Source organism: Roseburia amylophila (genome assembly GCF_025567465.1).
Lineage (GTDB): Bacteria > Bacillota > Clostridia > Lachnospirales > Lachnospiraceae > Roseburia_C > Roseburia_C amylophila.
In genome coordinates, this window is sequence record NZ_JAOQKI010000011.1 from 13,789 (window position 1) to 38,575 (window position 24,787).

Annotated in this window: 24 protein-coding genes; 5 read left to right on the top strand and 19 right to left on the bottom strand. The window is 40.2% G+C overall.

Going from position 1 to position 24,787, the window contains the following annotated elements; genetic code table 11:
* Positions 1-42 precede the first annotated feature (42 nt).
* Positions 43-168 (bottom strand): hypothetical protein, encoded by a 126-nt coding sequence (locus OCV43_RS08480; protein ID WP_262623850.1) that lies wholly within the window; start codon positions 166-168, stop codon positions 43-45.
* A gap of 526 nt (positions 169-694) precedes the next feature.
* On the opposite strand from OCV43_RS08480, the gene OCV43_RS08485 reads away from it, so the two are divergent.
* Positions 695-1,081 (top strand): BlaI/MecI/CopY family transcriptional regulator, encoded by a 387-nt coding sequence (locus OCV43_RS08485; protein ID WP_262623851.1) that lies wholly within the window; start codon positions 695-697, stop codon positions 1,079-1,081.
* Position 1,082: 1 nt separating this feature from the next.
* Positions 1,083-2,879, top strand: coding sequence for a BlaR1 family beta-lactam sensor/signal transducer (locus tag OCV43_RS08490; protein ID WP_262623852.1), 1,797 nt, complete (start codon positions 1,083-1,085; stop codon positions 2,877-2,879).
* Positions 2,880-2,975: 96 nt separating this feature from the next.
* Here the strand turns inward: OCV43_RS08490 and OCV43_RS08495 are convergent, their stop codons facing one another.
* The 11 genes from OCV43_RS08495 to pcrA all read right to left on the bottom strand — a co-directional run bounded on the left by OCV43_RS08495 (position 2,976) and on the right by pcrA (position 16,152).
* Positions 2,976-3,416 carry a hypothetical protein gene (locus tag OCV43_RS08495; protein ID WP_262623853.1) on the bottom strand — a complete coding sequence of 147 codons (441 nt, stop codon included), beginning with the start codon at positions 3,414-3,416 and terminating at the stop codon, positions 2,976-2,978.
* Between the two features lie 52 nt (positions 3,417-3,468).
* Positions 3,469-4,695 carry a hypothetical protein gene (locus tag OCV43_RS08500; protein ID WP_262623854.1) on the bottom strand — a complete coding sequence of 409 codons (1,227 nt, stop codon included), beginning with the start codon at positions 4,693-4,695 and terminating at the stop codon, positions 3,469-3,471.
* A 16-nt stretch (positions 4,696-4,711) separates the two neighbouring features.
* Positions 4,712-5,152 (bottom strand): hypothetical protein, encoded by a 441-nt coding sequence (locus OCV43_RS08505; protein WP_227700354.1) that lies wholly within the window; start codon positions 5,150-5,152, stop codon positions 4,712-4,714.
* 13 nt (positions 5,153-5,165) lie between these two features.
* Positions 5,166-5,624 (bottom strand): hypothetical protein, encoded by a 459-nt coding sequence (locus OCV43_RS08510; protein WP_262623855.1) that lies wholly within the window; start codon positions 5,622-5,624, stop codon positions 5,166-5,168.
* Between the two features lie 53 nt (positions 5,625-5,677).
* Positions 5,678-6,943, bottom strand: coding sequence for a DUF6070 family protein (locus OCV43_RS08515; RefSeq protein WP_227700356.1), 1,266 nt, complete (start codon positions 6,941-6,943; stop codon positions 5,678-5,680).
* 4 nt (positions 6,944-6,947) lie between these two features.
* A complete protein-coding gene (locus OCV43_RS08520; RefSeq protein ID WP_227700357.1) occupies positions 6,948-8,222 on the bottom strand; it encodes a DUF6070 family protein in 1,275 nt (424 codons plus the stop codon).
* Positions 8,222-9,463 carry a DUF6070 family protein gene (locus OCV43_RS08525; protein ID WP_118541762.1) on the bottom strand — a complete coding sequence of 414 codons (1,242 nt, stop codon included), beginning with the start codon at positions 9,461-9,463 and terminating at the stop codon, positions 8,222-8,224. The genes OCV43_RS08520 and OCV43_RS08525 overlap by 1 nt, the downstream gene beginning before the upstream one ends.
* Positions 9,411-11,528 carry a penicillin-binding transpeptidase domain-containing protein gene (locus OCV43_RS08530; RefSeq protein ID WP_262623856.1) on the bottom strand — a complete coding sequence of 706 codons (2,118 nt, stop codon included), beginning with the start codon at positions 11,526-11,528 and terminating at the stop codon, positions 9,411-9,413. Before OCV43_RS08530 ends, OCV43_RS08525 begins: the two co-directional genes overlap by 53 nt.
* A gap of 435 nt (positions 11,529-11,963) precedes the next feature.
* The gene (gene rlmD / locus OCV43_RS08535) at positions 11,964-13,382 is read right to left on the bottom strand and encodes a 23S rRNA (uracil(1939)-C(5))-methyltransferase RlmD (protein WP_262623857.1); all 1,419 of its coding nucleotides are present in this window, start codon (positions 13,380-13,382) and stop codon (positions 11,964-11,966) included.
* A 135-nt stretch (positions 13,383-13,517) separates the two neighbouring features.
* Positions 13,518-13,796 (bottom strand): hypothetical protein, encoded by a 279-nt coding sequence (locus OCV43_RS08540; RefSeq protein ID WP_022242638.1) that lies wholly within the window; start codon positions 13,794-13,796, stop codon positions 13,518-13,520.
* A gap of 127 nt (positions 13,797-13,923) precedes the next feature.
* A complete protein-coding gene (pcrA, locus tag OCV43_RS08545; protein ID WP_022242637.1) occupies positions 13,924-16,152 on the bottom strand; it encodes a DNA helicase PcrA in 2,229 nt (742 codons plus the stop codon).
* A 269-nt stretch (positions 16,153-16,421) separates the two neighbouring features.
* On the opposite strand from pcrA, the gene OCV43_RS08550 reads away from it, so the two are divergent.
* A complete protein-coding gene (locus tag OCV43_RS08550) occupies positions 16,422-17,111 on the top strand; it encodes a DUF1836 domain-containing protein (RefSeq protein ID WP_262623858.1) in 690 nt (229 codons plus the stop codon).
* A 186-nt stretch (positions 17,112-17,297) separates the two neighbouring features.
* Here the strand turns inward: OCV43_RS08550 and OCV43_RS08555 are convergent, their stop codons facing one another.
* The 6 genes from OCV43_RS08555 to OCV43_RS08580 all read right to left on the bottom strand — a co-directional run bounded on the left by OCV43_RS08555 (position 17,298) and on the right by OCV43_RS08580 (position 20,911).
* On the bottom strand, positions 17,298-17,615 hold the full coding sequence (locus OCV43_RS08555) for a YerC/YecD family TrpR-related protein (protein ID WP_022243413.1): 318 nt from the start codon (positions 17,613-17,615) through the stop codon (positions 17,298-17,300).
* 154 nt (positions 17,616-17,769) lie between these two features.
* Positions 17,770-19,845: a heavy metal translocating P-type ATPase gene (locus tag OCV43_RS08560; protein ID WP_262623859.1), complete on the bottom strand. Its 2,076-nt coding sequence runs from the start codon at positions 19,843-19,845 to the stop codon at positions 17,770-17,772.
* 97 nt (positions 19,846-19,942) lie between these two features.
* A complete protein-coding gene (locus OCV43_RS08565) occupies positions 19,943-20,245 on the bottom strand; it encodes a DUF6110 family protein (RefSeq protein ID WP_022243411.1) in 303 nt (100 codons plus the stop codon).
* A gap of 101 nt (positions 20,246-20,346) precedes the next feature.
* Entirely contained in the window at positions 20,347-20,556 is a 210-nt protein-coding gene (locus tag OCV43_RS08570) for a hypothetical protein (RefSeq protein WP_022243410.1), read from the bottom strand.
* Positions 20,499-20,645 carry an HD-GYP domain-containing protein gene (locus OCV43_RS14015; protein ID WP_227709966.1) on the bottom strand — a complete coding sequence of 49 codons (147 nt, stop codon included), beginning with the start codon at positions 20,643-20,645 and terminating at the stop codon, positions 20,499-20,501. Before OCV43_RS14015 ends, OCV43_RS08570 begins: the two co-directional genes overlap by 58 nt.
* Before the next feature lie 26 nt (positions 20,646-20,671).
* Complete coding sequence (locus OCV43_RS08580; protein WP_262623860.1) at positions 20,672-20,911, bottom strand: hypothetical protein; 240 nt, start codon at positions 20,909-20,911, stop codon at positions 20,672-20,674.
* 222 nt (positions 20,912-21,133) lie between these two features.
* On the opposite strand from OCV43_RS08580, the gene bsh reads away from it, so the two are divergent.
* Positions 21,134-22,120: a choloylglycine hydrolase gene (gene bsh, locus OCV43_RS08585; RefSeq protein ID WP_262623861.1), complete on the top strand. Its 987-nt coding sequence runs from the start codon at positions 21,134-21,136 to the stop codon at positions 22,118-22,120.
* Positions 22,121-22,802: 682 nt separating this feature from the next.
* Here bsh and OCV43_RS08590 read toward each other — a convergent pair.
* The gene (locus OCV43_RS08590) at positions 22,803-23,534 is read right to left on the bottom strand and encodes a phosphatase (RefSeq protein WP_118639204.1); all 732 of its coding nucleotides are present in this window, start codon (positions 23,532-23,534) and stop codon (positions 22,803-22,805) included.
* Positions 23,535-23,664: 130 nt separating this feature from the next.
* On the opposite strand from OCV43_RS08590, the gene OCV43_RS08595 reads away from it, so the two are divergent.
* On the top strand, positions 23,665-24,669 hold the full coding sequence (locus OCV43_RS08595; protein WP_331494985.1) for an ABC transporter substrate-binding protein: 1,005 nt from the start codon (positions 23,665-23,667) through the stop codon (positions 24,667-24,669).
* Positions 24,670-24,787 lie beyond the last annotated feature (118 nt).

Genomic DNA, 24,787 nt, shown 5'->3' on the forward strand with positions numbered 1-24,787 from the left:
AAAAGGCCGATCAGGATCTCAACTCCCAATCGGCACCTTTTCTTACTCCTCCTCATTTTTACATTCAATCTCCGTTCCGTCCAGAAATACCACCAGCAGTGTTCCGTCCTCAAATACCTTGATGTGATCCAGTGTTTTCAGCATGAAATCCGTATCCATCTCCGTCAAAGATTCTGCTCCATGAACTCTACTCGATTCTCCACCAGTGCGTTCCAGACCATCAGATAAGCCTTTATCAGCGTTTCTTGTGATGAGCGTACAATACTAAATATTGAAAATGACCGTGGTAATCCCAAATTCGAAGTATTGTGCCAGATCATCGCTTATTTACCCATTCCTGCAGACCGTATTTTCCACCCTGACACTGCTACGGATGGGGTGAAAAAACAAAAACTGTTATTGATGCTACAGGAATGTGATGAACAAGAGGCAGCCGAGATTCTTCCAGCAATTGAATACCTCTTATCACCCATACACATAAAAGAGGCAATTCAAACGAGTAAAGGAACCAGCTAATCCGTTGTGATTCTGGTTCTTTTCTTTTTGTTGCCATCTCTAAATCTTACTTATGCAATATTTCAATTATTACACAAGTAAGATTTCAAGTCAATATCTTTTTTCTGAAATTGACAATTGCATAAATAACGTCTATAATATATTTATTACACTTGTAAGATTTGAGGAGGGATTTAAAATGAGCGATCTGCCACAGATTTCAGAAGCTGAATTTGAAGTTATGAAAATCGTATGGAAACATGCTCCGATCAGCACAAATGAAATAACAGACAAATTATTACAGACTACAAACTGGAGTCCGAAAACGATACAGACTTTAATCAAACGCCTTGTAACCAAAGGGGCTCTGACTTATGAGAAACAGAGCCGAGTATTTGTTTACACCCCAGTTGTAAAAGAAAATGAATATATCGGCCAGGAAAGCAACTCTTTTCTGGAACGCTACTATGATGGAGATATCACTGCCATGCTGTCTGCATACATCGAAAATGACAGACTGTCTGAAACAGAAATAGACACACTCCGCTCCCTTCTTTCCAAGAGGTCAAAAAAAGGAGGCAATTAACGTGGCTAATTTTATGATACGCTTTTTCCTATGCAATGTGTTTATCAGCGGTATCATTGGAATCCTTTTGCTTGTCAAACGGATATTCAAAAACAGCCTGTCCAGCCGGATGCAGTATAATCTGTGGTTTCTGCTGCTCGGACTTTTAGCAGTTCCATTTATACCGTTCCGTTTCATCGGTCTACCACAAATCTTCTCCTGGCTTGGCAGCCTGAGAAGTTCTCCTTCTTCCGGTGCTGGCACCAATATTACAGGCACCGCAGAAGCAGTTACAACCGGAAATACAAATTGGATGAACAACTTTACTCTTTCGGTAAATAGTGAGACTCCATCCATCGCAGGATACATACTATTAGGGATATGGATTGTCGGTATTCTCGCCATGATAATATTGGTAATCAAATCCTCTCTCCGTTTACGCTCGTTGGAGAAATCTGCGCTTCCACTTCAAAATCAGGAAGTCCGCAGACTGTATCATCGATGTCTGGAGGAAATGGGGATTCACAGAGATATTCCTGTTTACAGCACCGCATTTTTGAAATCCCCCATTATTGTCGGACTTTTGAAACCGTGTATTTATCTTCCGATTCATCTGATCTCTGATTATGACGAATCCGATATGCGTTATATGCTGTTGCACGAACTGCAGCATTATAAACACAAAGATGCTGTTGCCAGTTATCTGATGAACCTTGCCGGGGTAATATATTGGTTCAATCCTCTTGTCTGGTATGCACTGAAAGAAATGCGTAATGACAGAGAGGTTGCCTGTGACACTTCCGTTTTGAAAATGCTTGAAGAGGATGCTTACGAAGATTATGGCAATACACTGATTAACTTTGCAGAGAAGGTTTCACTTACTCCTTTTCCATTTGCTGCCGGCCTTGGTGGAAACATGAAACAGATGAAACGAAGAATCATCAACATTGCCTCTTATGAGAAACCGACATTTATGAAAAGAATAAAAGGTATGACTACATTCATGTTGACTGCTGTTCTTCTCCTTGGATTCGCACCTTTTATTTCCACATACGCAGCAGACGGAAGCCACTACCAATGGGATTCCTCTTCTGAGAATGTTTCCTATGTAGACCTCTCCACATACTTCGGAGAATACGAAGGCAGCTTTGTGTTATACGATTTAGAAAATGATGCATGGAGCATACACGACATGGAGCATGCCACCTTACGAGTTGCTCCAAACTCCACCTACAAGATATATGATGCCCTGTTCGGATTGGAAGAAGAGATCATTACACCGGAAAATTCGTTTATTGCATGGAATGGCGAAACCTATCCATTTGAAGCATGGAATGCGGATCAGACTTTACAGTCTGCAATGAATTCCTCCGTGAATTGGTATTTTGAATCTGTGGACGAACAGCTTGGAGCCGCTAACATTTCCAACTATATTGAGGAAATTGGGTATGGAAACGAAAATATAAGTGGTGATTTCTCCACTTATTGGATGGAATCTTCCTTGAAGATTTCCCCAATAGAGCAGGTCGAACTTCTAACCAGGCTGCAGAATAACAGCCTTGGCTTCGCCCCTGAAAATATCAATGCAGTAAAAGATGCCATCTGCCTTTCCTCTTCCGATGCCGGAACATTCTACGGAAAGACCGGAACCGGACGTGTGGATGGCCAGGATGTGAACGGATGGTTTATCGGCTATATCGAAACTGTAGATAATACATACTTTTTCGCTACCAACATTGGTGCAGACAGCGATGCTACCGGAGGCAACGCAACTGAAATAACCATGTCTATCTTGTCCGACATGAATATCTGGAAATAAAGAAATCGGGTAAAGGTCATAGTCGTATAATCCTTTGCCCGATTTTTTTATTTTCACTTTATGCATAAAAGCGTTTCAATTATCCAGTTCTATACGTCAAGAATTAGATTTATCATTGATGTATTCTACAATTTCTCCAATAAAAAAAGATATAAATGTCCCAATTGAAACAAACAAACTATCTCTATCACCTAATGATTCAATGAAGATTGAAAATGTAAACGTAAAGTTACTATACATATAATCATAAAAAACGTATTTCAGAGAACCTATCAAGAGCATCAACCCGAAAGAAATTAATGCATATATTAGGCACAGCAAAAAGCTAATGTCAATGCTGCGTTTGACAATGATTTTTCCCATAAAAAAACCTAAAATAAAAACCCCAATATCAATATATGTATATATAATTAAAAAACCAAAATAGGCTAAGGCCGCATTATATTTGGGAAATAAATAAAAACAAAGAAAATAAGCCAAAGCCACACATACAAAATATACTAAAAATGGAGAATACATTCTAACAAACTTTCTCATAAAAACACCTCACTCCACATGTAGATAATCGAATTAAAATCAAAAGCTTATCTTAATTTATTTCATGCTCTTCACTTCCAGTCGCTGACCATGATGTTTTACCACTACTGACCACATCTTTTGTAGACATACTATATGCAAATATATCAAGGATCTCCGCCTCTAAGATATACCATGAACCATCTGTGTTTTTCTTACTTCTGTATAAAACATATAATTCGCATTTTTCATTCTCCGAAAGTCTGTCATATACAAGATATTCTATTATTTCCTCATTCTCATTTAAGATAACTCTAGAATTTCCATTCGCACCGTATGATATCATAAAATCACATCCTTCGTCTGCGAAGTATTGTTGATATATAGTACGATATCCATCATATATTTCATTTGTTTCCATTAATGTCACATAATCACAGATCGCAGGAATAGAAATATCATCCTCATTCATATTTTCCATTAATTCATCCATTAAATCGTGTTGAATGACAAAACCATTATCCTGTGAACTGAATATTCTAATGGTCTTTCGTGGCATCATTCCCTGCGGTCCTGCTCCTGTAACATAGTTTATGATGACAATCACATCCTTTGCACCATCTCCATCTATATCCTGAAATCCAACCGCTTCAACACTATCAAACATTCCTACACTATCATTCTCTGTACTATTATTTTCATAACACTCCGGAAAATAATATATAATTTGATTGTCTTTTGCCAGCACAAATGAAACATCTTCCCAGAGCGTTTCATAAGTCGGCAGATAAGATACAAACTGTACTTCACCCCAATCATTCAATTCTACATCAAAGGATTGTTCAGTTATAACCCGGCTTTCATCTAATCTCTCTCCTGATGGATATTCTACTTCAATATCTGCTACATCTGTCAATTGCTGTATTTCTTTCGTACCATCGAAATATAAAATGACTTGTTCATCAATTTGTTCTTCACCTGATAGAATTATTTCTACATAATCCTCATGCCAGGTAACCTTCCAACAGCTGCTACTGATGCTTGCACCGTCATTGTGCAATTCAAAATCTGTTTGCGATATCTTATCTTCGCCTTCTTTAAGGACTAACCGTCCACTTGCTGAACCAAAAGCCCATTCCGGTTCTCCAACAGCTTGAAGTACCACTTCATATTTTTTATCTGGTGAAACGGATGTATCGCAAGTTATCTTCTTGTAATTTACCGTATACGAAATGCAACACCAAAATACTACAAACAGTGCAATGAGCGAGCCCATAATACATAGCATAAATTTTTTCATTGATATAGCCCCCTTTTTAATGTCCTCGTATATCCAGTTCTTTCAATAGAGAATTTCCACTTCCCCATGAATATACAATGTAATAACCGCCGTCCTCTATTTCTTCCGAAAATTGTAGTGCCTTATGTTCAATCACCTCAATGGACTGCCCTTCCTGAGTTTCCACCAAACATTCCCATTCATTACTTCTGTAACCTGAATAGTAAGCATCCAATTCTTCCAAAGACAAATCACTTCGAATTAAAATTGCTCCGAAATACTGCATTCCATTTCCGTTACCCGTCAGCTTCCCAGCCTGTGACAACGACTCTATCAATTCTGTTTCCTCTGGCAACGGGATTTCACATAATGCCTTTTCCACCTTATAGGCTGTATGGTTATTTATAAGTGGAATTGAAATCACACTGCCTATCAATACAACCGCTGCCAATATTCCAACTAATTTTAATTTTTTCATGTATCCTCCTTTTTTACATCCCGTTCCTTTCTAACACATCTTCTATTGCGTCAATTGCTTTTTTTGCAAAATTTATCTTTGTATCACAAATCAATTCATCATTATCATATATTTTTATCTCAGCGATAATACGGTCATTATCTTCTGCCTGCTCCGTATTGCCACCTATGGTCATCCAAGTAATTTCTATATCTTCCGGCGTTATTTTCCCATCAGTTTCTACTGTAAATTGTGCCCCATCGAAAAACGCCGTTTCCGATTGTGCATTTATAACTAGCATATTTGTCTGCTTATATACTTTAATAGAATTATATTTCTCCTCCGAACTAACAAATAATTCATCATTGTTTACAGGAATAACAAATATTTCTTCTGATTTATCTGCATTCTTTTCATGCAAATAAGCTGTAACTGCTACAAATATCAGCATAACAACTGCTGCCAATATTCCAACCAATTTTATTTTTTTCATTTATTCTCACTCTCTTACATCTGTAATATTACCATCATCACCAATATTATCAATCATTCTTTAATTCGGTACTGATAGGCTGGTATCTCCTTAATTCCATCATCAAGGATTTTATTCCCCAAATATTGAAAGCTACCATCATCAGCAAACTTTACTGTAAGTTCATGGGTTATGACCGCATCATCACAAATGACCATATCACACACCGCATCCACCGTTAATGTCACTGTTCCATCCTCATTTTCTTTGATATCAATAACCTCCGGCAGCGAAGTTCCAAAAAAAGTTGGTGCATAGTTAAGGCAGCCTAGTCGTACCCATACATAAGTCTGATTTTTTTCATCAAATACCGCATATTCCTGAATTTGCTCTGCTGTTACTGGAAGATATTCCATGATCAAACTCTCAAATTCTTCTTTTGGTATTCCATTTGAATAATCCTCGGCATCAAACGCTTTCTGATGTTTCATGGCATACAGATATTCATACATTCCATTATAGTCCAGTTTTTCCATATGGTCAGTATCCCAATTCGAGCATAAAAGATTATTTCCCTGATACCCAAGACCTCGAACACAACGTTCAGACATTTCACGCTGTTCCTCTGTCATAGGTTTTATTCTAATCAGGCAGCTTCCATCCACAATTTCACTGACTTCCGGTGGCTCCGGCACACACAACTCATAGCAGAACCATCCTTTTTCCGTGTATTTCCATTCCTTGAGTCTCGTATATGAAATGTACGAAATTCCCGGCTCGTTGTCAGCATTCCAGATTCCTCTTGTACTTACAACATACATATCCGTTCCATCAAAAATGAATTTCATTCTGCCCAGTCCACCATCGTTGTGGATTTCATAAATTACTACAGAACCGCTTTGCCCTTCCATACATTCTTTAAGAAAACTATCGACACTTTCATAATTCCCCATGTTAGAATACGTTACCATCGTAGCAATTGGATATCCTGCGTCCTTTACCTTCTTCTGCATTTCAAGAACCGTTTGATCATCCAAAACAACATTGGATGCTATCCCTTTATCTGCAGTTTCATAAATATCAAGATAATGTTCCATCAGCTTTTTACAGTCAGTCTCAGCTTCTTCCCTTTCCTGTTCATCTACTGGAAGGTCGTAGCCCTTTTCCCATTGTTCTGCAGCCTCTTCCTCGGCACTTTTTGTTTCCTCCGTGGAAGATACTTCTTCCGTATCTTCCACAAGAGATTCACCCACAACGCTATCTTCTTTTCCACAGGCACACAGGTCGCATCCAATCAGAAATGCCATAATCAGCAGAATGCTTTTTTTCTTTAATGCCATAATATCATCCTTTCTTTCTTGCTATCGGCGGCAGTTCCAACTCAATTTGTTCTATAGAATTGGAAAGGTATCTGAAAGTTCCGTCTTCAAATGGCAGAACCACAACCGTATTCCGAAAAGCGAGATCAGAATTATAATCCGACCATACTCCATCTACGATAAGTGTAATCGTTCCATCCGCATTTTTTGTATAGTCAACCACCTCTCCAAAAGGTGGGTATGGGCTGGCATAAATCATCTCATATTCATAGCTGTTGCTGCCCTCAGCATACCCGCAATGCTCTCTCAACTGTTCTACCGATACCGGAAAATAAGTAGTCATTATCCTTTCATATTCCTCTGCCGGAATCTTCCAATCTTCAGTTTTCAGATTTTCGCCCGTAGAAATCCGATAAATATCTTCATACATACAAGGCATCAGAATGTCCTCTACATTGTTGCTGTCCCAATTTGTGACAAGCACATTGTAATTCACATAGCTTAGTCCTGATATGTATTTCTCCGTCAATTCCCGCCAGTCTTCCGGAAGCGGTTCTATTCTCCAATACTGTCTTAAACTTGCATGTGCAATCACATATTCATATGCGTAGATAAAATATCCTTTTTCGGTCAGTTTAATCTCAGCCACATTACTTACCGAAGTTCCCTGTATCTCTGGTATACCGCCTTCCTTCCACCGAATTCCTATGTAATAGGTCTGCAGCTCACCTTTCCGATAAATGAAGGTAACTGCTCCAATCAGTCCATCTCTATATACTTCAAATACCGTAACCATCGAGTCCCGTCCATCCAAGTAATCCGCATAAAATGTTTCGATTACTTCATGGTTTTGCATGGCAGTATCTTCTTCAACACTTACCAAACCGCTTCTGCCCAATTGTTCCACCACGGCTTTCCTCTGCTCGTGGGTAAATTCATTAATACCGGAAGAGTAGCTTGGTGCATCTGCAATTACAATATCCTTATAGATTTCTCTGACCGATTCTGCTGCTGACAAAACCGTACTCTGCAGCTGCTCCTTCTCCTTTTCTGAAAGGAGATCATCACTGGCTTGCGGAATAAACCAATATGCTGACTCTGTGGAAATCTCCGCATTCTCGGCTTCTTCTGTTTCTGCTTCGCTATTTTCGATTTCTATAGGTGGCTCCCATACTTCTTCTGCCACCTTTTGCTTTTCTGCATGCAATTTTCCCCAACAGAACACTCCGGCTATCACGAAAATCAACAGCAGCAAAATCGGAAGTCCACATCTTCTAAGCAGCCATTTTACATCTTCCATTATTCGCCTCCGTACAATTCTTCCCATTCTTCCAACGTCAACCGTGGTGTATGCCATGTTTCCTCATAATTATCCTCGGAAGGTATAATTTGATTGGATACATATTGTACCCCTCCGTCCTCTAACGGGCGGACCACAACCTCATGAGCATATACCTTGGAATCACCTGCATAAGGGAATACTACATTAGCTGTAAGTGTAATTGTCCCATCGCTGTTTTCTGTAAAATCGACTACCTCTGAATATGGATATTCCGGGTACTCTACTTCTTCGAAGCCTCTCGGCTTATATTCATAAGTTGAATCCTCCGAATAATAGACGGTTTTGGATTGCAGCGTTTCACTATCAATATTGAAATATTTCATAATAACGCTTTCAAATTCCTCTTTTGGAATCCGATAAACTGCACTTACTGCCAGGTTGTCATCTGCAATATAGGGAACATACTGACCATTTACTTTTGGATAGAGAATGTCATACATATCATAGAAATTCAAAGCCCCGAAATCATCCTCGCTCCAATCCACAATAAACATGTTATTCTGTTCAAAGCCAATCGGGCGGAGATATTTCCGACTCAACTCCCGATATGTTTCATCCAATGGCTGTACCCGCAATGCGGTATGCTCCTCTGCCCCACTCAATGTAAGAACATACAATTCTTCTGAAAACCAGACACCGGAAAACATCAGGTAACCTTCTTCTGTATAATTCCAATACTCCGCCTGATAGCTTCCAGTAACCTCTCTTTGTATATCTCCATTTTCGTACTTGTAATAGCTTCTGACCACATCTACATTTCCGTCTTTTGTGTGTAAATCGTATTTTACAAATCCGCCTAAATAACTGACTTCAAGAATTGTTATTTCTGCTTCTTCCTGTGCATCCACCTTTTCGCAGAATTCCACTACCTTCTCTGGGTCCGTCATGTTAATTTGATTTCTGCTGTCAACAGCCGGATATCCATTTTCTCCAAGGCAATTTACAATACTACGAATCGTTTCCAAATCAGCTATCTTGTTTTCTTCTGCTGCCTTCTTATAAAGATCTATACAGATGTTTATAATTTCTTCTGCGTTCTCCTTAGAATCTTCTGGAATAGCTTGAATATCAATTACTGTTTCCGAAACTGTATCTTCTTCCGGGGGTGCATCGCTACACCCTGAAACACTAAGCATCAGTACAAAACTAATTACTGCTAAACCACTCTTCCAGGACCAGGCCGTCTTTCTTAACAACATATCCACTTCCTCCTCTACCTTTCACATCTTCTACCATGCTGATAATCAATATAGGACGTTCTACCGTATCTTCTGCTGTAAAAATTGCAAACCATCCTAATTCCGTACCCGAAATATCATCCTTCGATGCCTTGATTTCTGCCGTACCTGTTTTTCCTGCTAAAAGAATGTCATCCCGATGGGCTGCATATCCAGTTCCATTAGAATCATTCACAACCTTCTTTGTTCCTTCCAATACACGGCTTGCTGTCTCATTAGAAAAGGCACCCGGAATCCAATACTCAGCTGTTGCTTCATTCTGATATACCAAATAAGGCTTTATGACATTTCCCTCGTTACAGAAAGCAGAATAGATACAAGCCATATGTAACGGATTCACTAAAACCTGCCCTTGACCGTAACCGCTATCAGCTAACTGTATTTCTGTTTCAATTCCCTCTGAATTAGAATACTGCGACTCTGCCATCTTAATCTCAAATGGCAATTCCTCATTAAAACCAAGTCCAGTCAAAGAACTCTCCATCTCTTCTGATCCAATCTTTAATGCTGCCTTTGCGAAATAAATATTGTCGGAATATATCAGGGCATTCTCTAAAATGACTGGTTCATATGCATGGAGTGTTGTTACATAATAGGACCCCCACGATGCATCCTTTTGCCAGCTTAAGCCTACGTTCCCGTAATCTTCCATTGGATCGATTGCTCCTGATTCCAAGCCGACCGCAGCGGTAATTGGCTTAAATGTAGACCCCGGACACCATACTTGCCGGAAGCGATTATACATTGGCTTATTCTCATCCTCGTTAAGTGCAGTCCACTGCTCACTCGATAATCCCATAATAAAATCGTTATTGTCATAGGCTGGTGTGCTGACCAAAGCCAATACCTCTCCAGTATAAGGATTCATGGCTACCGAGCAGCTTTTATCTTCCTTAAACTGCTCATACAAGGAAACCTGTAAATCAGTATCTATCGTAAGCTGGATGTCCTGTCCATGCTGTACCAGGATGCAAGCAAGTTCCTCCTTCTCTTTGCCTTCCGAGTTTACAATATAAATCCTGCAACCGTTCTGGCCTTTGAATTCACTTTCGAACAATCCCTCCATTCCACTTCTGCCGATTACACTATTGGCTGTATAGCCTTCTCCTGCATGTTCCTCTAAATCTTCCGCAGTAACACTTTGAACATATCTGACCAAATGTGCAGCTGCTTCCCCTAATGGGTATTCACGCACTTCAACATCAGATATCATCACTCCGGGAATCTCCAGCAACTTTTCATGCCTTTCATTCTCCTTTAGGACTTCTTCATCTGGACTGATAGACATTAACTCAATTTCTTCCACTCTTGGAATCGTTTTAATAGGAACAAAAGAATCATCCTTTACCCACTTTGCAGACAGTTTCTTTTCTATCGCTTCCGGTGTGATTTCCAATAGTTCTGCAATCTGTGCGATTGCTTCCTCTCTGTTTTCCAACTTTCCCGGAACGATTCCAACCGAAGATGCTGTACCTTTTCCTGCAAGGACACGTCCGTTCCTATCCAGAATTTCTCCTCGTTCTGCCTGTGTAGTGGAAACTCTTACTTTATCTGTAGAAGTTAGATTCCGAAAAATCATGGAATCATCCCAAACCAACTTATATCCTTCTTCGTCTTTTAGGAAAAGTGCTTCATTCTCAAAGCTGATAGTTCCTGCAACTGTATCGAAAGAAGTCTGGTAGGTTACCGTCATTTGCTCCTCGTCATATGCAATAATCCGGACAGCCATATTCTGGACTTCTATGCCTTCATAAATAGCTGAGTTGCGTTTTATGAAATCCTCCTGACTGATACTTCCCGATGCCTCAACGTGCAACATCGCATACATTTCTTCATATTCCTTTTTGGGGATATGATACATGTACTCCACCAGAAGTTCTTCCGGTGTCCTCCAGGCATTTTCTTTTGTTTCCAACATTCCTGCCACACATACCGCAGAAATTACCGCAGCCATTCCTATAACAGCAATCGCAATCCATAGGAGCCTGCTTTTCTTTCTTTTATGTCTGCTTTTTCCTTTCTTCATATTGACCTCCATTCATTTTGCTTTGCTGATATGGTCATATTCTATTTTCAATGTACACTATATCTCCAAAATATTACATTTGTAAGATTTTTGAGTAAAAAAATTTCTCTTTGATGAATATATCATACTATACATTCCTCATCCTTTTTTTATTACATGTGTAAGATTTCACAACAAAAAAATATCGTTCGAACTCCTGCTGCACTCGTGTAAATATTACATCAGTAAGATTTAGAAGTCAAGTTATCTTTATACAAAAAGGCTTCTGCCGGAAGGTATCATACATTTTCGCAAAAGTGATACCTTTTAGCAAAAGCCTATTATTCAGCAGAGTCTCAAAACACCCCACTGTTTCGATATTCAAATGTTTCATTCAAAAGACCTGAAAACACACATTCATTTTTCTCCCCTTAATATCCTACAAACCGCAGAAAATCAAGGTTTCTTTGAAAGCAGACAAACGGTTTCAATATTTCCGGACCAAGGGAACATATCCACGCAGCACATCCGCTCCACCTGATATCCTCTGGCGGTTAAAACCTCTAAGTCTCTTGCAAGACTGGTTGGCTTACAGGAAATATAAATCATACGGTCTACGCCATAGCGAATAATTTTCTCCAATGCCTTTGGATGGATGCCATCGCGTGGAGGATCTAATACGATAAAATCCGGTTTTTCAGTAATATCGTCCAATACTTTTAAGACATCGCCGGCTAAAAATTCGCAGTTTTCAAGACCATTTAATGCCGCATTTTCCTTTGCGGCTTCCACTGCCTCTTCCACTATTTCCACACCCACTACCTTTTTTGCGGCAGGTGCCAACATCTGTGCAATGGTTCCGGTTCCGCTGTATAAATCAAATACCACCTTGTCTGCCTTCTCGGTCAGCGTATCTCCGATATAGTCCCTTGCAGTCTGGTAAAGCACCTCTGCTCCCAGAGAGTTGGTCTGGAAGAAAGAAAATGGTGTAATTCTAAAACGAAGTCCTAAGAGTTCTTCGTAGAAATAATCTTTTCCATATAAAATCTCTGTTCCTTCATCCTTTACTACATCTGCTACACTGTCATTTTTCGTATGAAGAATTCCTGCAATGCTACCGTCTAAATCAAGTTTACATAATGCATCTTTCATTCCAGCCAACAATTCTTTTTCTGAAGATATTGCCTCTGTCAGACCATCCAGTATATGCTCTGCACCTGCCGTTACAAGGTCAATCAGGATCTCTTTGGTCTTTACCGCTTTACGCACCAGTAAATGACGCAGATATCCGGTATGCCGCATTCTGTGATAATAGGAAATCTTTTTTTCTGCAAAATACTGCTGCACACAGCTTAATATCTTCCGATAATCTTCATCTACAATTTTACAGTCCGTTACCGAAACAATATCATAAAAGCTGCCACGCTTATGCATGCCAAGAGCAAGGGGGCCATCCTTATATTCGTCCCCAAAAGTAAATTCCATCTTATTACGGAATCCGAATTCATTCGGACTTGCTTTTACGCCCTCAAAGCTGTAGATTTCCGGGTCTACTACCGCATCCATCAGTTTCTTCACCTGCTGTCCTTTTAATGCAAGCTGATCTTCATAGGATAAATTCTGATAAGTACAGCCTCCACAGATTCCAAAATGCGGGCATGGTGCTTCCGGCAGCTCATTTGGTGCTTTCTTCAAAACTTCCAGTAAGCGGCCTTCGCCTTTTCCCTTTCTTACCTTATTTACAGAAAAGGAAATCTCCTGTCCCGGTAATACGTTTTTTACGATTACCTGCTTTCCTTCTTCTACTTTTACGACTCCCTTATTCGGGAAATCCACATATGCAACAGTTCCCTGTAATACCTGACCTTTTTTCATACTTACCTCACACGAACAATTCTTTTCCAGAAACACATGTCATCCGCAGCGTTTCCGGCACACTCAGTAAAAGGGCTGCATGATATCACACAGCCCTTTACATCTTCACCTGTTAAATTATGCAAATGATAATGATTATTTCTCTTCCTCGTCATCCTCGTCAAAGAAATCATCTTCAAAATCATCATCGAAATCGTCTTCAAAATCCTCCAGATAATCTGGTGCAAAGAAACGATATAATCCATAAGCAGCTGCAGCAACTACTACAACAATACCAATGATTGCAAAAATTAAACCAGCTTTTGATTTTTTCTTCTCTTCCATTATTTCCTCTTTCTCCTTTTTATGCAATAATTCTGTTACTTTGTTCACATTTGCGGTTAATAAATTCTTTAATTCTTCCATTTTTTCCATTTCTGACCACTCCTTTTTATGCCAACAACAGTTTTTCATTTTCCTGCCACCTAGAACTCTTTTTATTAATTCATTATAGCATATGTTTCCCCAATCTACTAGAAAAAATTACAAATTCATAAAATTTTTATAACTTTTTCAATTTGGCAAAGGATGCAAACATCTTCTTCACACCTACACCGGAAAAATCAACGGTAACCTCATAATCCCTGCCGCCATCAATAATCTGCTTTACGACTCCGGTGCCGAATTTCAGATGGGAAACGGTATCACCCACAGCATAATCCAACGGCTTTTTCATTGCGGAATTGCCAAAGTTCCTTGCCTCCGGTACGCCAGTTCTGCGCAGTGCCATCGGCTTTGCCGAAAATGCATTTTTCGCCATCATACTTGGTTTCGGAATATCCGGCATTTTTTCCTTCTGGATGGTTCCCGCTAAAAGTTCCCGCGGAATCTCTTTTACGAAACGGGACACCTTATTATACTGTGTTTCTCCTCGTATCATACGCATTCTTGCGCAGGATATGGACAACCGCTCCTTGGCTCTTGTGATTCCCACATAGGCAAGACGACGTTCTTCTTCGATTTCCGCTGTTGGATTTTCCGCACAGATTGCACCGAATCCCGGAAACAGTCCGTCTTCCATTCCTGCCAGATAAACCTGTGGAAATTCAAGCCCCTTCGCACTGTGCAGCGTCATCAGCACTACATAGTCCTGTGTCTCATCCACACTGTCAATATCTGCAACCAGTGCTACTTCCTCTAAGAATCCGCTTAAGGTCGGCTCTTCTTCGCTTTCCTCATAAGTAACCGCTTTGGAAATCAACTCATCGATATTTTCCATTCGCTGCTGTGCTTCCTCTGTATTTTCTGCTTCCAGCTCACGGACATAACCGGTTTCTTCAATGATTTCCTGCAAAAGCTCTGATACACTGATATACGGCAACTTGCTCCGCATACTCTGAATCAGCATTACAAACGGTCTGATTTTTGCAGATGCCCGTCCGATTGTGCCAATCTCTTCTGCCATTTTTAAGGCATTATAAAAGGTAAGACCGTTTTCATCGGCATAATCCTGCACCCTGCTTAATGTCGTTGCTCCAATTCCACGTTTTGGCACATTGATAATACGGCGTACCGCCAGATCATCCATGGCATTGTCAATGGTCTTAAGATAAGCCAGTAAATCCTTGATTTCTCTTCTGGAATAGAAGTTTACGCCTCCCACAATCTTATATGGTATGCTGGCTGTGATAAAACGTTCCTCGAAAAGCCGGGACTGGGCGTTGGTACGGTATAATACGGCACAGTCTCCGTAATGATACATGCCTTCCCGCACTTTGCTCCGGATATCTTTTGCTACATAGTCTGCTTCATCAAATCCGGTTTCAAACTGATGAAATGCAATTTTTTCGCCTTCCTCATTCTCTGTCCAGAGGCGTTTTGCCTTTCGTCCCACATTATTTGCAATGACCCCATTGGCTGCATTTAAAATATTCTGGGTGGAACGGTAATTCTGCTCCAGCTTGATGGTGACTGCATTTGGAAATTCTTTTTCAAAATTCAATATATTATAAATGTTTGCTCCACGGAATTTGTAAATGGACTGGTCATCATCACCTACCACGCAGAGATTCTTATATTTGCCTGCCAGCAGTTTAATCAGCTGGAACTGTGCCGTATTGGTATCCTGATACTCGTCCACCATAATATAACGGAACCTCTCCTGATAATAATCCAGCACTTCCATATCCGACTGGAAAAGCTCTACGGTCTTTACAATCAAATCATCAAAATCCAGTGCATTATTTTTCCGTAACACCTGCTGATATTCCCGGTAAACGGCTGCTTCCTTCATTTTCCGGAAATCTCCCTGCGCCCGAAGGGCATATGCTTCCGGACTGATCAGCTCGTCCTTTGCAGAAGAAATGGCCGCAAGCAAACTTTTTTCCTTATACATCTTCGTATCAATTTCCAGACGCTTGCAGATATCCTTCATAATGGTCTTCTGGTCTTCTGTATCATATATGGTAAAGTTGGTTCCAAATCCGATATGGTCAATAAAACGGCGCAGAATTCTCACACAGGTAGAATGAAAGGTAGATACCCAGATATTTTCCGAGCCATAGCCCACCATGTCATCAATACGCTCCCGCATTTCGCCTGCAGCCTTATTGGTAAATGTAATTGCAAGGATATGATAGGGATTGACTCCCAGTTCCTCTATCAGATATACCGCCCGGTGGGTCAGCACACGGGTCTTTCCGCTACCTGCGCCCGCCAGCAGCAGCACAGGTCCTTCTGTTGTAAATACACCTTTTTTCTGTTCTTCATTTAATGAATCGTATATACTCATAATGCTCCTTTACTCTCCTCAATACCACTCCGCTCAGTATACCATACTTCCTTAAGGGATGGGAACATATTTTCTGTATTTCTTTTCAGATTTCTTTTTGTACTGTCCGTCGAACGCATTCATGAGTTCTTTTCCCTTATGTTTATTCTATTGTAGTTGCATCACGCAATGTCATTTACACATCACAGCGTCATTGTATATGCTTTCTGTCATTTTTCTTCTTGTTATCTAGTTTTCAATACTATATAATAGGTATGAGGTGAATTCAAATGACAATTGATGCAAAAGATTTATTAAACAGTATTTTATCCAGTCTGTCACGGATTGACTATATCCGTCCGGAAAGTATTCCAAATATTGACCTTTACATGGATCAGATTACAACCTTCATGGATACCCAGCTTGCAGCTTCCAAGCGTCATCCCGATGACAAGATTCTGACCAAAACCATGATTAACAACTATGCAAAAAACAATCTGCTTCCACCGCCGGTCAAGAAGAAATACAGCAAAGAACATATTCTGATGCTGATTTTCATTTATTATTTCAAAAGCATATTAAGTATCAATGATATCGAAAGTATCTTAAATCCTCTGGCAAAACGTTTCTTCAATGCAGAAGGAGATTTCAATCTGACAACTGTCTATGAAGAGGTGTTCAGTCTGGAACGGGATGAGGTAAAAAATCTGATGAAGGATATTACCAAGAAATTCAATACCAGTTCTACCACCTTTGCAGATGCACCGGAAGAAGACCAGGATTTTCTTCATACCTTTTCCTTTATCTGTATGTTAAGTTTTGATGTATTTGTAAAGTGTATGTTGATTGAAAAGCTGATTGACGAGACGAAAGAAATGGAAAAAGAAGCCGAAGATGAGCAGCGTGCTGCAGAAAAGAAAGCTTCCGAAGGGAAAAAAGCTTCCGAGAAAAAGACTTCCGAAAAAAAGTCGAACGAATAAAAAGCCATATGCCTGGAAAAAAGAATGTGCCTTGGCACATCCTCGCGGAGCGTTTTTTACTTTATAGGAAAGTAATTTCCTGTAAATCGAAAAAGCACCAGTTTTTGAACCGGTGCTTTTCTTTATCATTTACATGATTTTGTGTAAAAATTAAATATCGTTTTAATTTTATCTCTACTCTTCGTTTTAATTTTCCTCTTTTTTTTCTTCTACCGGCTTCACATTCGTTCTGGCAAATACCATATCATATCCATCGCATCCATAATTCAAGGAACGGTTCACACGACTGATGGTTGCCGTTGATGCACCAGTCTTCTCTGCAATATCAAGATAAGTTCTCTGCTCACGCAACATCTTTGCCACTTCATATCTCTGTGAGAATGCCAGTAATTCATTTACCGTACAGACATCTTCAAAGAATTTATAACATTCCTCTTTATTTTCAAGGCTTAAGATTGCATCAAACAAATGATCCACTGCTTCCGTTCTTACATTCTTACTCATTCTGCCTCTCCTTTTCATATTATACTTATTTCAATACAAAAATGTTAGCATATTAAAGTGTGAAAGTAAACCGTTTTTCGAAAAATTTTCTTTTCAATTTTCTATTCAAAATTTTTCTTCTCCTGAACCGCAAAATTTCTGTTTCAGGAAATTTTTAATCCAAAAGATTCTGCATACTCTTTAAGGTAATTACCAAGGTAGATGTATTATGAAGTAATGCAGATACAGTTGGCTGCAGGACTCCTGCCACGCCAAGCACAATCAGTCCTGTATTGAACCCAACAATTGTCCGGTAATTCTTATGAATCCGTTTCATCAATGCATTACTCAGCACCTTTAAGGTTACTATCTCATAAAGATTATCTGCACCGATAGTTACATCTGCAATTTCTCTTGCAATCTCTGCTCCATCACTGATGGCTATTCCAATATCTGCCGCAGATAATGCCGGTGAATCGTTGATACCATCTCCAATCATAATGACCTTGTGTCCTTCTGCTTTGGCTTTCTCTACAAAACTTGCCTTATCTTCCGGAAGTACCTCGGAGTAATACTCGTCTACGCCCACTCTTGCTGCAATGGCGGATGCTGTACGTTCACTATCCCCTGTCATCATAACAACTTTCTTAATTCCGGCTGTCTTTAAGGAATTTACAACGGCTGCTGCTTCATCACGAAGCGGATCTTCAATACAGATAACGGCTGCAAGGCGGTTCTCAATTGCCATATAAAGGTGTGAATATTCTGATGGAAGGCTGTTAAACTGTTCTTCATAGCCTTCCGGAACCACACATTTTTCATCTTCAAATACAAAGTGATAGCTTCCGATTACCACACTCTTTCCTTCTATGGTGGAAGAAATTCCGTGTGCTACAATATATTCCACCTTAGAATGTAGTTCTTCATGCACAAGATTCTTTTCCTGGGCTGCATCTACAACTGCTTTTGCCATAGAATGAGGGAAATGTTCCTCTAAGCAGGCAGCAATACGTAAAAGTTCTTCCGTGGGCTTATCCATAAAAGAAACCACATCCACTACGGTAGGCTGTGCTTTGGTCAGAGTACCTGTTTTGTCAAAGACGATGGTATCTGCTTCTGCCATTGCCTCTAAGAATTTGCCACCTTTTACAGTAATATTGTGCACACTTGCTTCACGGATTGCAGACAATACAGATACCGGCATTGCAAGTTTTAATGCACAGGAAAAGTCCACCATAAGAACTGCTAATGCTTTTGTGGTATTTCTGGTAAAGAGCCAGGTAATGCCTGTTCCTAATAATGTATACGGAACCAGGCGGTCTGCCAGATGCTCGGCTTTACTTTCCAGGGAAGATTTTAACTTCTCTGACTCTTCAATCATCGTGACAATTTTTTCAAATTTGCTGGAGCCATTTACTTCTTTGACACGAATGGTCAGTTCTCCTTCTTCCAATACAGTTCCGGCATAGACATAACCTTCTACACTCTTATGCACCGGAAGGGATTCGCCGGTTAAGGATGCCTGATTTACCATCGCATCCCCCTCCGTTACCACGCCATCAAACGGAATGACATTTCCCATATGAATACAGACTTCATCGCCTTCTTTAATCTCAGATGCCGGTACCAGTATTTCCTGTCCATCCTGACACAGCCATACTTTACTGACATTTAAGGACATACTTCTTGCCAGATCATCAACGGATTTCTTGTGTGTCCACTCCTCTAAGATTTCTCCAATGCCCAGTAAGAACATAATGGAACCTGCTGTATTGATGTCATTGCGAAGCAGAGAGACTCCAATAGCTGTTCCATCCAGCACCGGAACCTCTATCCTGCCCTTCGCCAATGCAGACACTCCAGCCCACAAATATTTCACGGAACGGACCATGGTAATTCCTGCGCGGATTGGATATGGCAGGAACATCTTACTGCCCATACGGAGTACCACTTTATTTACCAGCTTGTCCCAGTAAGTCCGGTTCAGCTCCCTGCCGGAATTCTGTAAAAAAGTCTCTGGCACATCCACTTTCTGATAAGAGAAATGACGCAGTGTCTCTATCATCTCCTCACGATTTCCCACATAACAGACTACTGCATCCTGTAAACGTTCATTTACTTTCACTGAAGTGACACATTTGCAGTTACTCAGGTAATATTCCATCATATCTGCCTGGCGAAAACTCATCCCGCCCTGAATGATATGAATACGAAGTCTTCCTTTTATCTCATGTTTTATAACAAATCTCATATTACATACTTCCTCAGATAAAGAATCACCTACAGCATATTCTGCAGGTGATTCTCATAGTTTACATGAACAACGAGCAAAATCGCATGTCCAATGTTCATTCTGCTACAGTTTCTTCTGTTGCATCTTCTACAGATTCATCTGTATATTCTGCTGCTTTAGCAGCTCTGTCTTCATTAATCTGCTGTGCCTCTGCATAAATATCCTCTGCATTCTCCTGGATATTAGAAGCAGTCTTCATGACACATTCCTTTGCACGTAATGCTGCTGCTGTACAGTTTGTGTAGACTTTCTTTGCATCCTTACTACCTAATATTTTAATTCCGGCTGTTCCAAACAATACACCGGCAGCAAAGATTCCGGTCTTCTTCCAGTTAAATTTTTTCACAAAATCAAACATATGTATTCCTCCTATTTCTGTTTGTTTTTTAGCTTACCGCCATTAAAACCCATTGTCCATACTCTTTTTCATTATTGAGAATTCTTATCAACAACAGAATCTTATCTTGAAATTTTGATTACGGAAATAATTTCTTCCCAGTGGTCTAAGACATACTGTCCGATAATCGGGTCATACATCTTGCCAAGATTATTTTTGATTTCCTGATAACAGTAATCAAAATCATGTGCTTTGCGATAACTCCGGTTTGAAGTCATGGCATCAATGGAATCGCAGCTCCAATAGAGGGATGTTTCTTCATTGCCTCCCATTCCTCATCATCAAGCTTTCCTTCTTTATTTAAAACAGCATCCGGAACACCGATTTTTCCAATATCATGGAGATGTGCCGCAATATTCACAAGCTTTCAAATAATCCCTTCACTTTCTATCCTTCAATGAAAAATTTTGCAAATGATAATTCTGCTCCTTTGCCGATTCTGCTGCAGATATTTACCACTTTGGTCATAACACCTGCAAACTGGTTATCTTTGGTTACAATTTTAAGAAGCTGTGTCTCTGCCTCATATTCTGCTTCCTCTACATCTTCTAATTCTAATGTTTCACGAAGAATTTCTTTCACCTGATCCTCTGTTACTTTTTTAGACATCCGATAATATCTTCCCATAATGTGCTTCCTTTCTTAGTTGTTACTACTTTATGTTAGTTCTTTCTAATCCAGTTGTATTATAACACCTGTTATTGAAAATAGTACCTTTCTTATCGATATTTTTTCTCATTATTTCTCAATTTGATTTACCCCTGTATCCACGTTATAATAGTCCTATTACATAAATCTGATTTTTCAGCAGAATACTAATACAAAAGAAAGATAAAAGGAGGCTATTTTATGTGCACCGCAGCTACTTATCAAACAAAAAACTTCTACATGGGCAGAACCCTTGATTATGAATTTTCCTATGGCAATGAAGTCACCATTACCCCCCGCAACTATCCGTTTCATTTCCGTCATGCCGGGACTTTAAGCTCCCACTATGCCATGATTGGCATGGCTCATGTAGCACCGGACAATGGTGTTGACTATCCTCTTTATTATGATGCCTGCAATGAAAAAGGTGTCTGCATGGCAGGGCTTAACTTTGTGGGAAATGCCGCTTATGCTGATATTATTGATACAAAGGAAAATGTTGCACAGTTTGAATTTATTCCATGGATTCTAAGCCAGTGTGCTTCTGTTTCAGAAGCCAAAGAAAAATTAGTGCAGATGAATCTCGTTGGAACTGTTTTTGCCAGCCATTTTCCGGCAGCACAGCTTCACTGGATGATTGCCGACAAAAGTGAAAACATCGTTGTGGAATCCATGGCAGACGGGCTTCATATCTATGACAATCCTGCCGGTGTGCTGACCAACAATCCACCTTTTCCAATGCAGATGTTTGCTTTAAATAATTATGCGGCTCTCTCATCCAGGCAGCCGGAAAATCATTTTTCCGACAAACTCAACTTACAGGCTTACAGCCGCGGTATGGGGGCTTTGGGTCTGCCGGGCGATTTATCTTCCCAATCCCGTTTTATCCGGGTTGCTTTCACCAGACTACATTCCATTTCCGGCAGTTCAGAAATCGATAGTGTCAGCCAGTTCTTTCATATCTTAGGTTCCGTCGACCAGCAGCGGGGCTGCTGTGAAGTTGCTGATGGGAAATATGAAATTACAATCTACACTTCCTGCTGCAATACGGATAAGGGGATTTATTACTATACGACCTATGATAATCATTCAATTAACGGAATCGATATGCATCATGAGAACCTGGACAGTGCAGAGTTAATCCGGTTTGCGGTTCTTGATGCAGGTGAGATTCACTGGCAGAATTAGGGGATTGCGATGTGGAGATAACATTTAGAATCAAAGAATTTTGCAGCAGTCAAAGCACATCTGATTTTCTTTTATGTGAAATGTCAACCGTTCTTAGGGGTCTGTTTTTCTTGATGATAAACTGTCTTTTCTGTTGCTTTGACAGAATATTGGTACTGTCCGTCGAGGACAGATGCCACCTAATGTCTGCAAGGGGCACTGGGAATTTCGATATACTTTTCATTTCATCTGGCAACCGGCACAAATTCACATCCATGTTCAATTGTGCCTCGCTGGTACATCCCTGTACCAGCGTTGCCTGTTGCCAGACGAAATTCCAAGTGCCCCTAACAGCCCTTATCAGGCATCTGCACTTCGACGATCAGTACCAATATTTTGTCAAACATAGAAAAGACGGTTTTTATCGTAAAAAGAAAAACAGACCTCTTAGAACGGTGACGTTTCATCATATGAAAATCAATGTGCTTCGACTGCTGCAAAATTTTTTAATAAATTTTCTCCCACATCGCAATCCCCTAATGGATGACATATAAAAGGAGCAGACCCGCATCAAAAGTCTGCTCCCTTTACGTCCAAAGTATTTTGTGTGTATTGTAATGTTCCTTACAAGAGTTAGTTTATGCTAACTCTTGTTTTCTGTCAATACCGCTGTTGATATTCTTTTCTCACCTGTGATAACTCCTTATAGATGTTCCGGTGATTTAAAATAATTCAAAAAACTCTTCGCCAGTTCCACATTGGTATTGACCACCAGTTCTTCCGGGAAATCTACCATCTGAATAACTTCCAATGGATATTGATGATTCCCAACTGCAGTATCCACATGCGCATCGGAATCCATGATAACCGGAACTTTATATTCCTTGCAAAGTTCTAACATTTTGCAGCTGTTTTCCTTCGTATTCTGCCGGAAGCCACCCGGTGTCAGGGAGCCATTGTTGACCTCTAACAATACATGATGTTCCTTTGCACCTTCCACCAATGCACGATAATCCACCGGATAATAAGAATCATCCGGATGTCCGATAATATTTACATAGGGATTTTTCATCACATTCAGATAAGTTTTCGTATTTTCTTCTATGGTTCCCGGATGAAAACACGGACCATGCATACTTGCAACGCACAAATCCATCTGCTTCAAGGTACGCTCCGGCAGATCCACATGCCCTTCCATATCCATGATATTAAGTTCTGCGCCAAACAGCGTATACATTTCTCCATGCTTTCTTTCCAGCACGCGAAGATTATTAAAATATAACTCGCTGCAGGTTCCCGGCATTTTCGGAGCATGCTCTGTAATACCAAAGAGCCGGATTCCTTTCTGCTCTGCCGCCTTTATCATTGCTTCAATAGTACTGTAAGCATGTCCGCTTGCAATTGTATGAGTATGAAGGTCTACGTAGTCGTTCATGTTCTGTTCTCCTTTTATATCTCTTGTCTTAATACTGTTTTCTAAATTTCAGACAATCCTATCCTATTCATCATAGCACATTTTCATCTGTCTTTCATACTATAATACAAATGTCTTTTAAGGATGCTCTATGAAACGATTTTATAAAAAAGGTATTTCTCTTTTCTTAATTCTTCTTATGTCCTTCCCGCTTTGTGCCTGCAAATCAGATGATTCTAAAGCATTAACAACCGTAAAATTAAATGAAGTGGCACATTCCATCTTTTACGCACCGATGTATGTGGCCATCGAAAAAGGCTACTTTGAAGATGAGGGAATCGAGCTCTCATTGACCACCGGCTTTGGAGCGGATAAAACTATGGCTGCCGTTGTTTCCGGGGATGCAGATGTAGGGTTCATGGGAACAGAGGCAAGCATTTATGCCTACACGGAAGGTGCAAAAGACCATGTCATCAATTTTGCACAGCTTACCCAGCGTGCCGGTAACTTTGTGGTTGCAAGGGAAAACACCGATTCCTTTTCCTATGAAGATATGATTGGAAAAGATGTGCTGGGCGGAAGAGCCGGTGGCACACCGGAAATGGTATATGAATATGTACTCCGGGAAAATGGTGTTTCTCCTTCCGAAGTCAAAATCGACCAGAGTATTGACTTTGGTTCTACCGCAGCGGCTTTTTCCGGCGGGCAGGGAGATTATACCATTGAATTTGAACCATCCGCTACTGCTTTGGAGCAGTCCGGTGACGGCTATGTGGTAGCCTCCATTGGCGTGGATTCCGGCTACCTTCCATATACTGCTTTTTGTGCCAAAGAAAGCTATCTTAAGGAAAATGCCGACCTTATCCAGCATTTCACCAATGCTTTACAGAAAGGCATGGATTATGTAGCAGGTCACAGTCCGGAAGAAATTGCCTCTGTCATTGTACCGCAGTTTAGCGAAACAGATCTTAAAACCCTTACACTTATTGTAAGCCGCTACTATGACCAGGAAACCTGGAACACAGATTTAATACTCCGGGAAGAAGGCTATGACTTAATGCTTACTATTTTAGAAGAGTCTGGTGTTCTCTCCGGTGCCGCTCCTTATGAAGATCTTGTAAATACAGATTTTGCCGAAAAAGCATCGACACTGTAGTTTAAAGTATTAGAAATTAAATCATTATTAAACAAAGAATGTTCCTTAGCACATTTTCGCACCTGCGGCGGTCGCTTGCGACATCTACCTTATACGCCGCAGTGCGCATCCTCGCGGA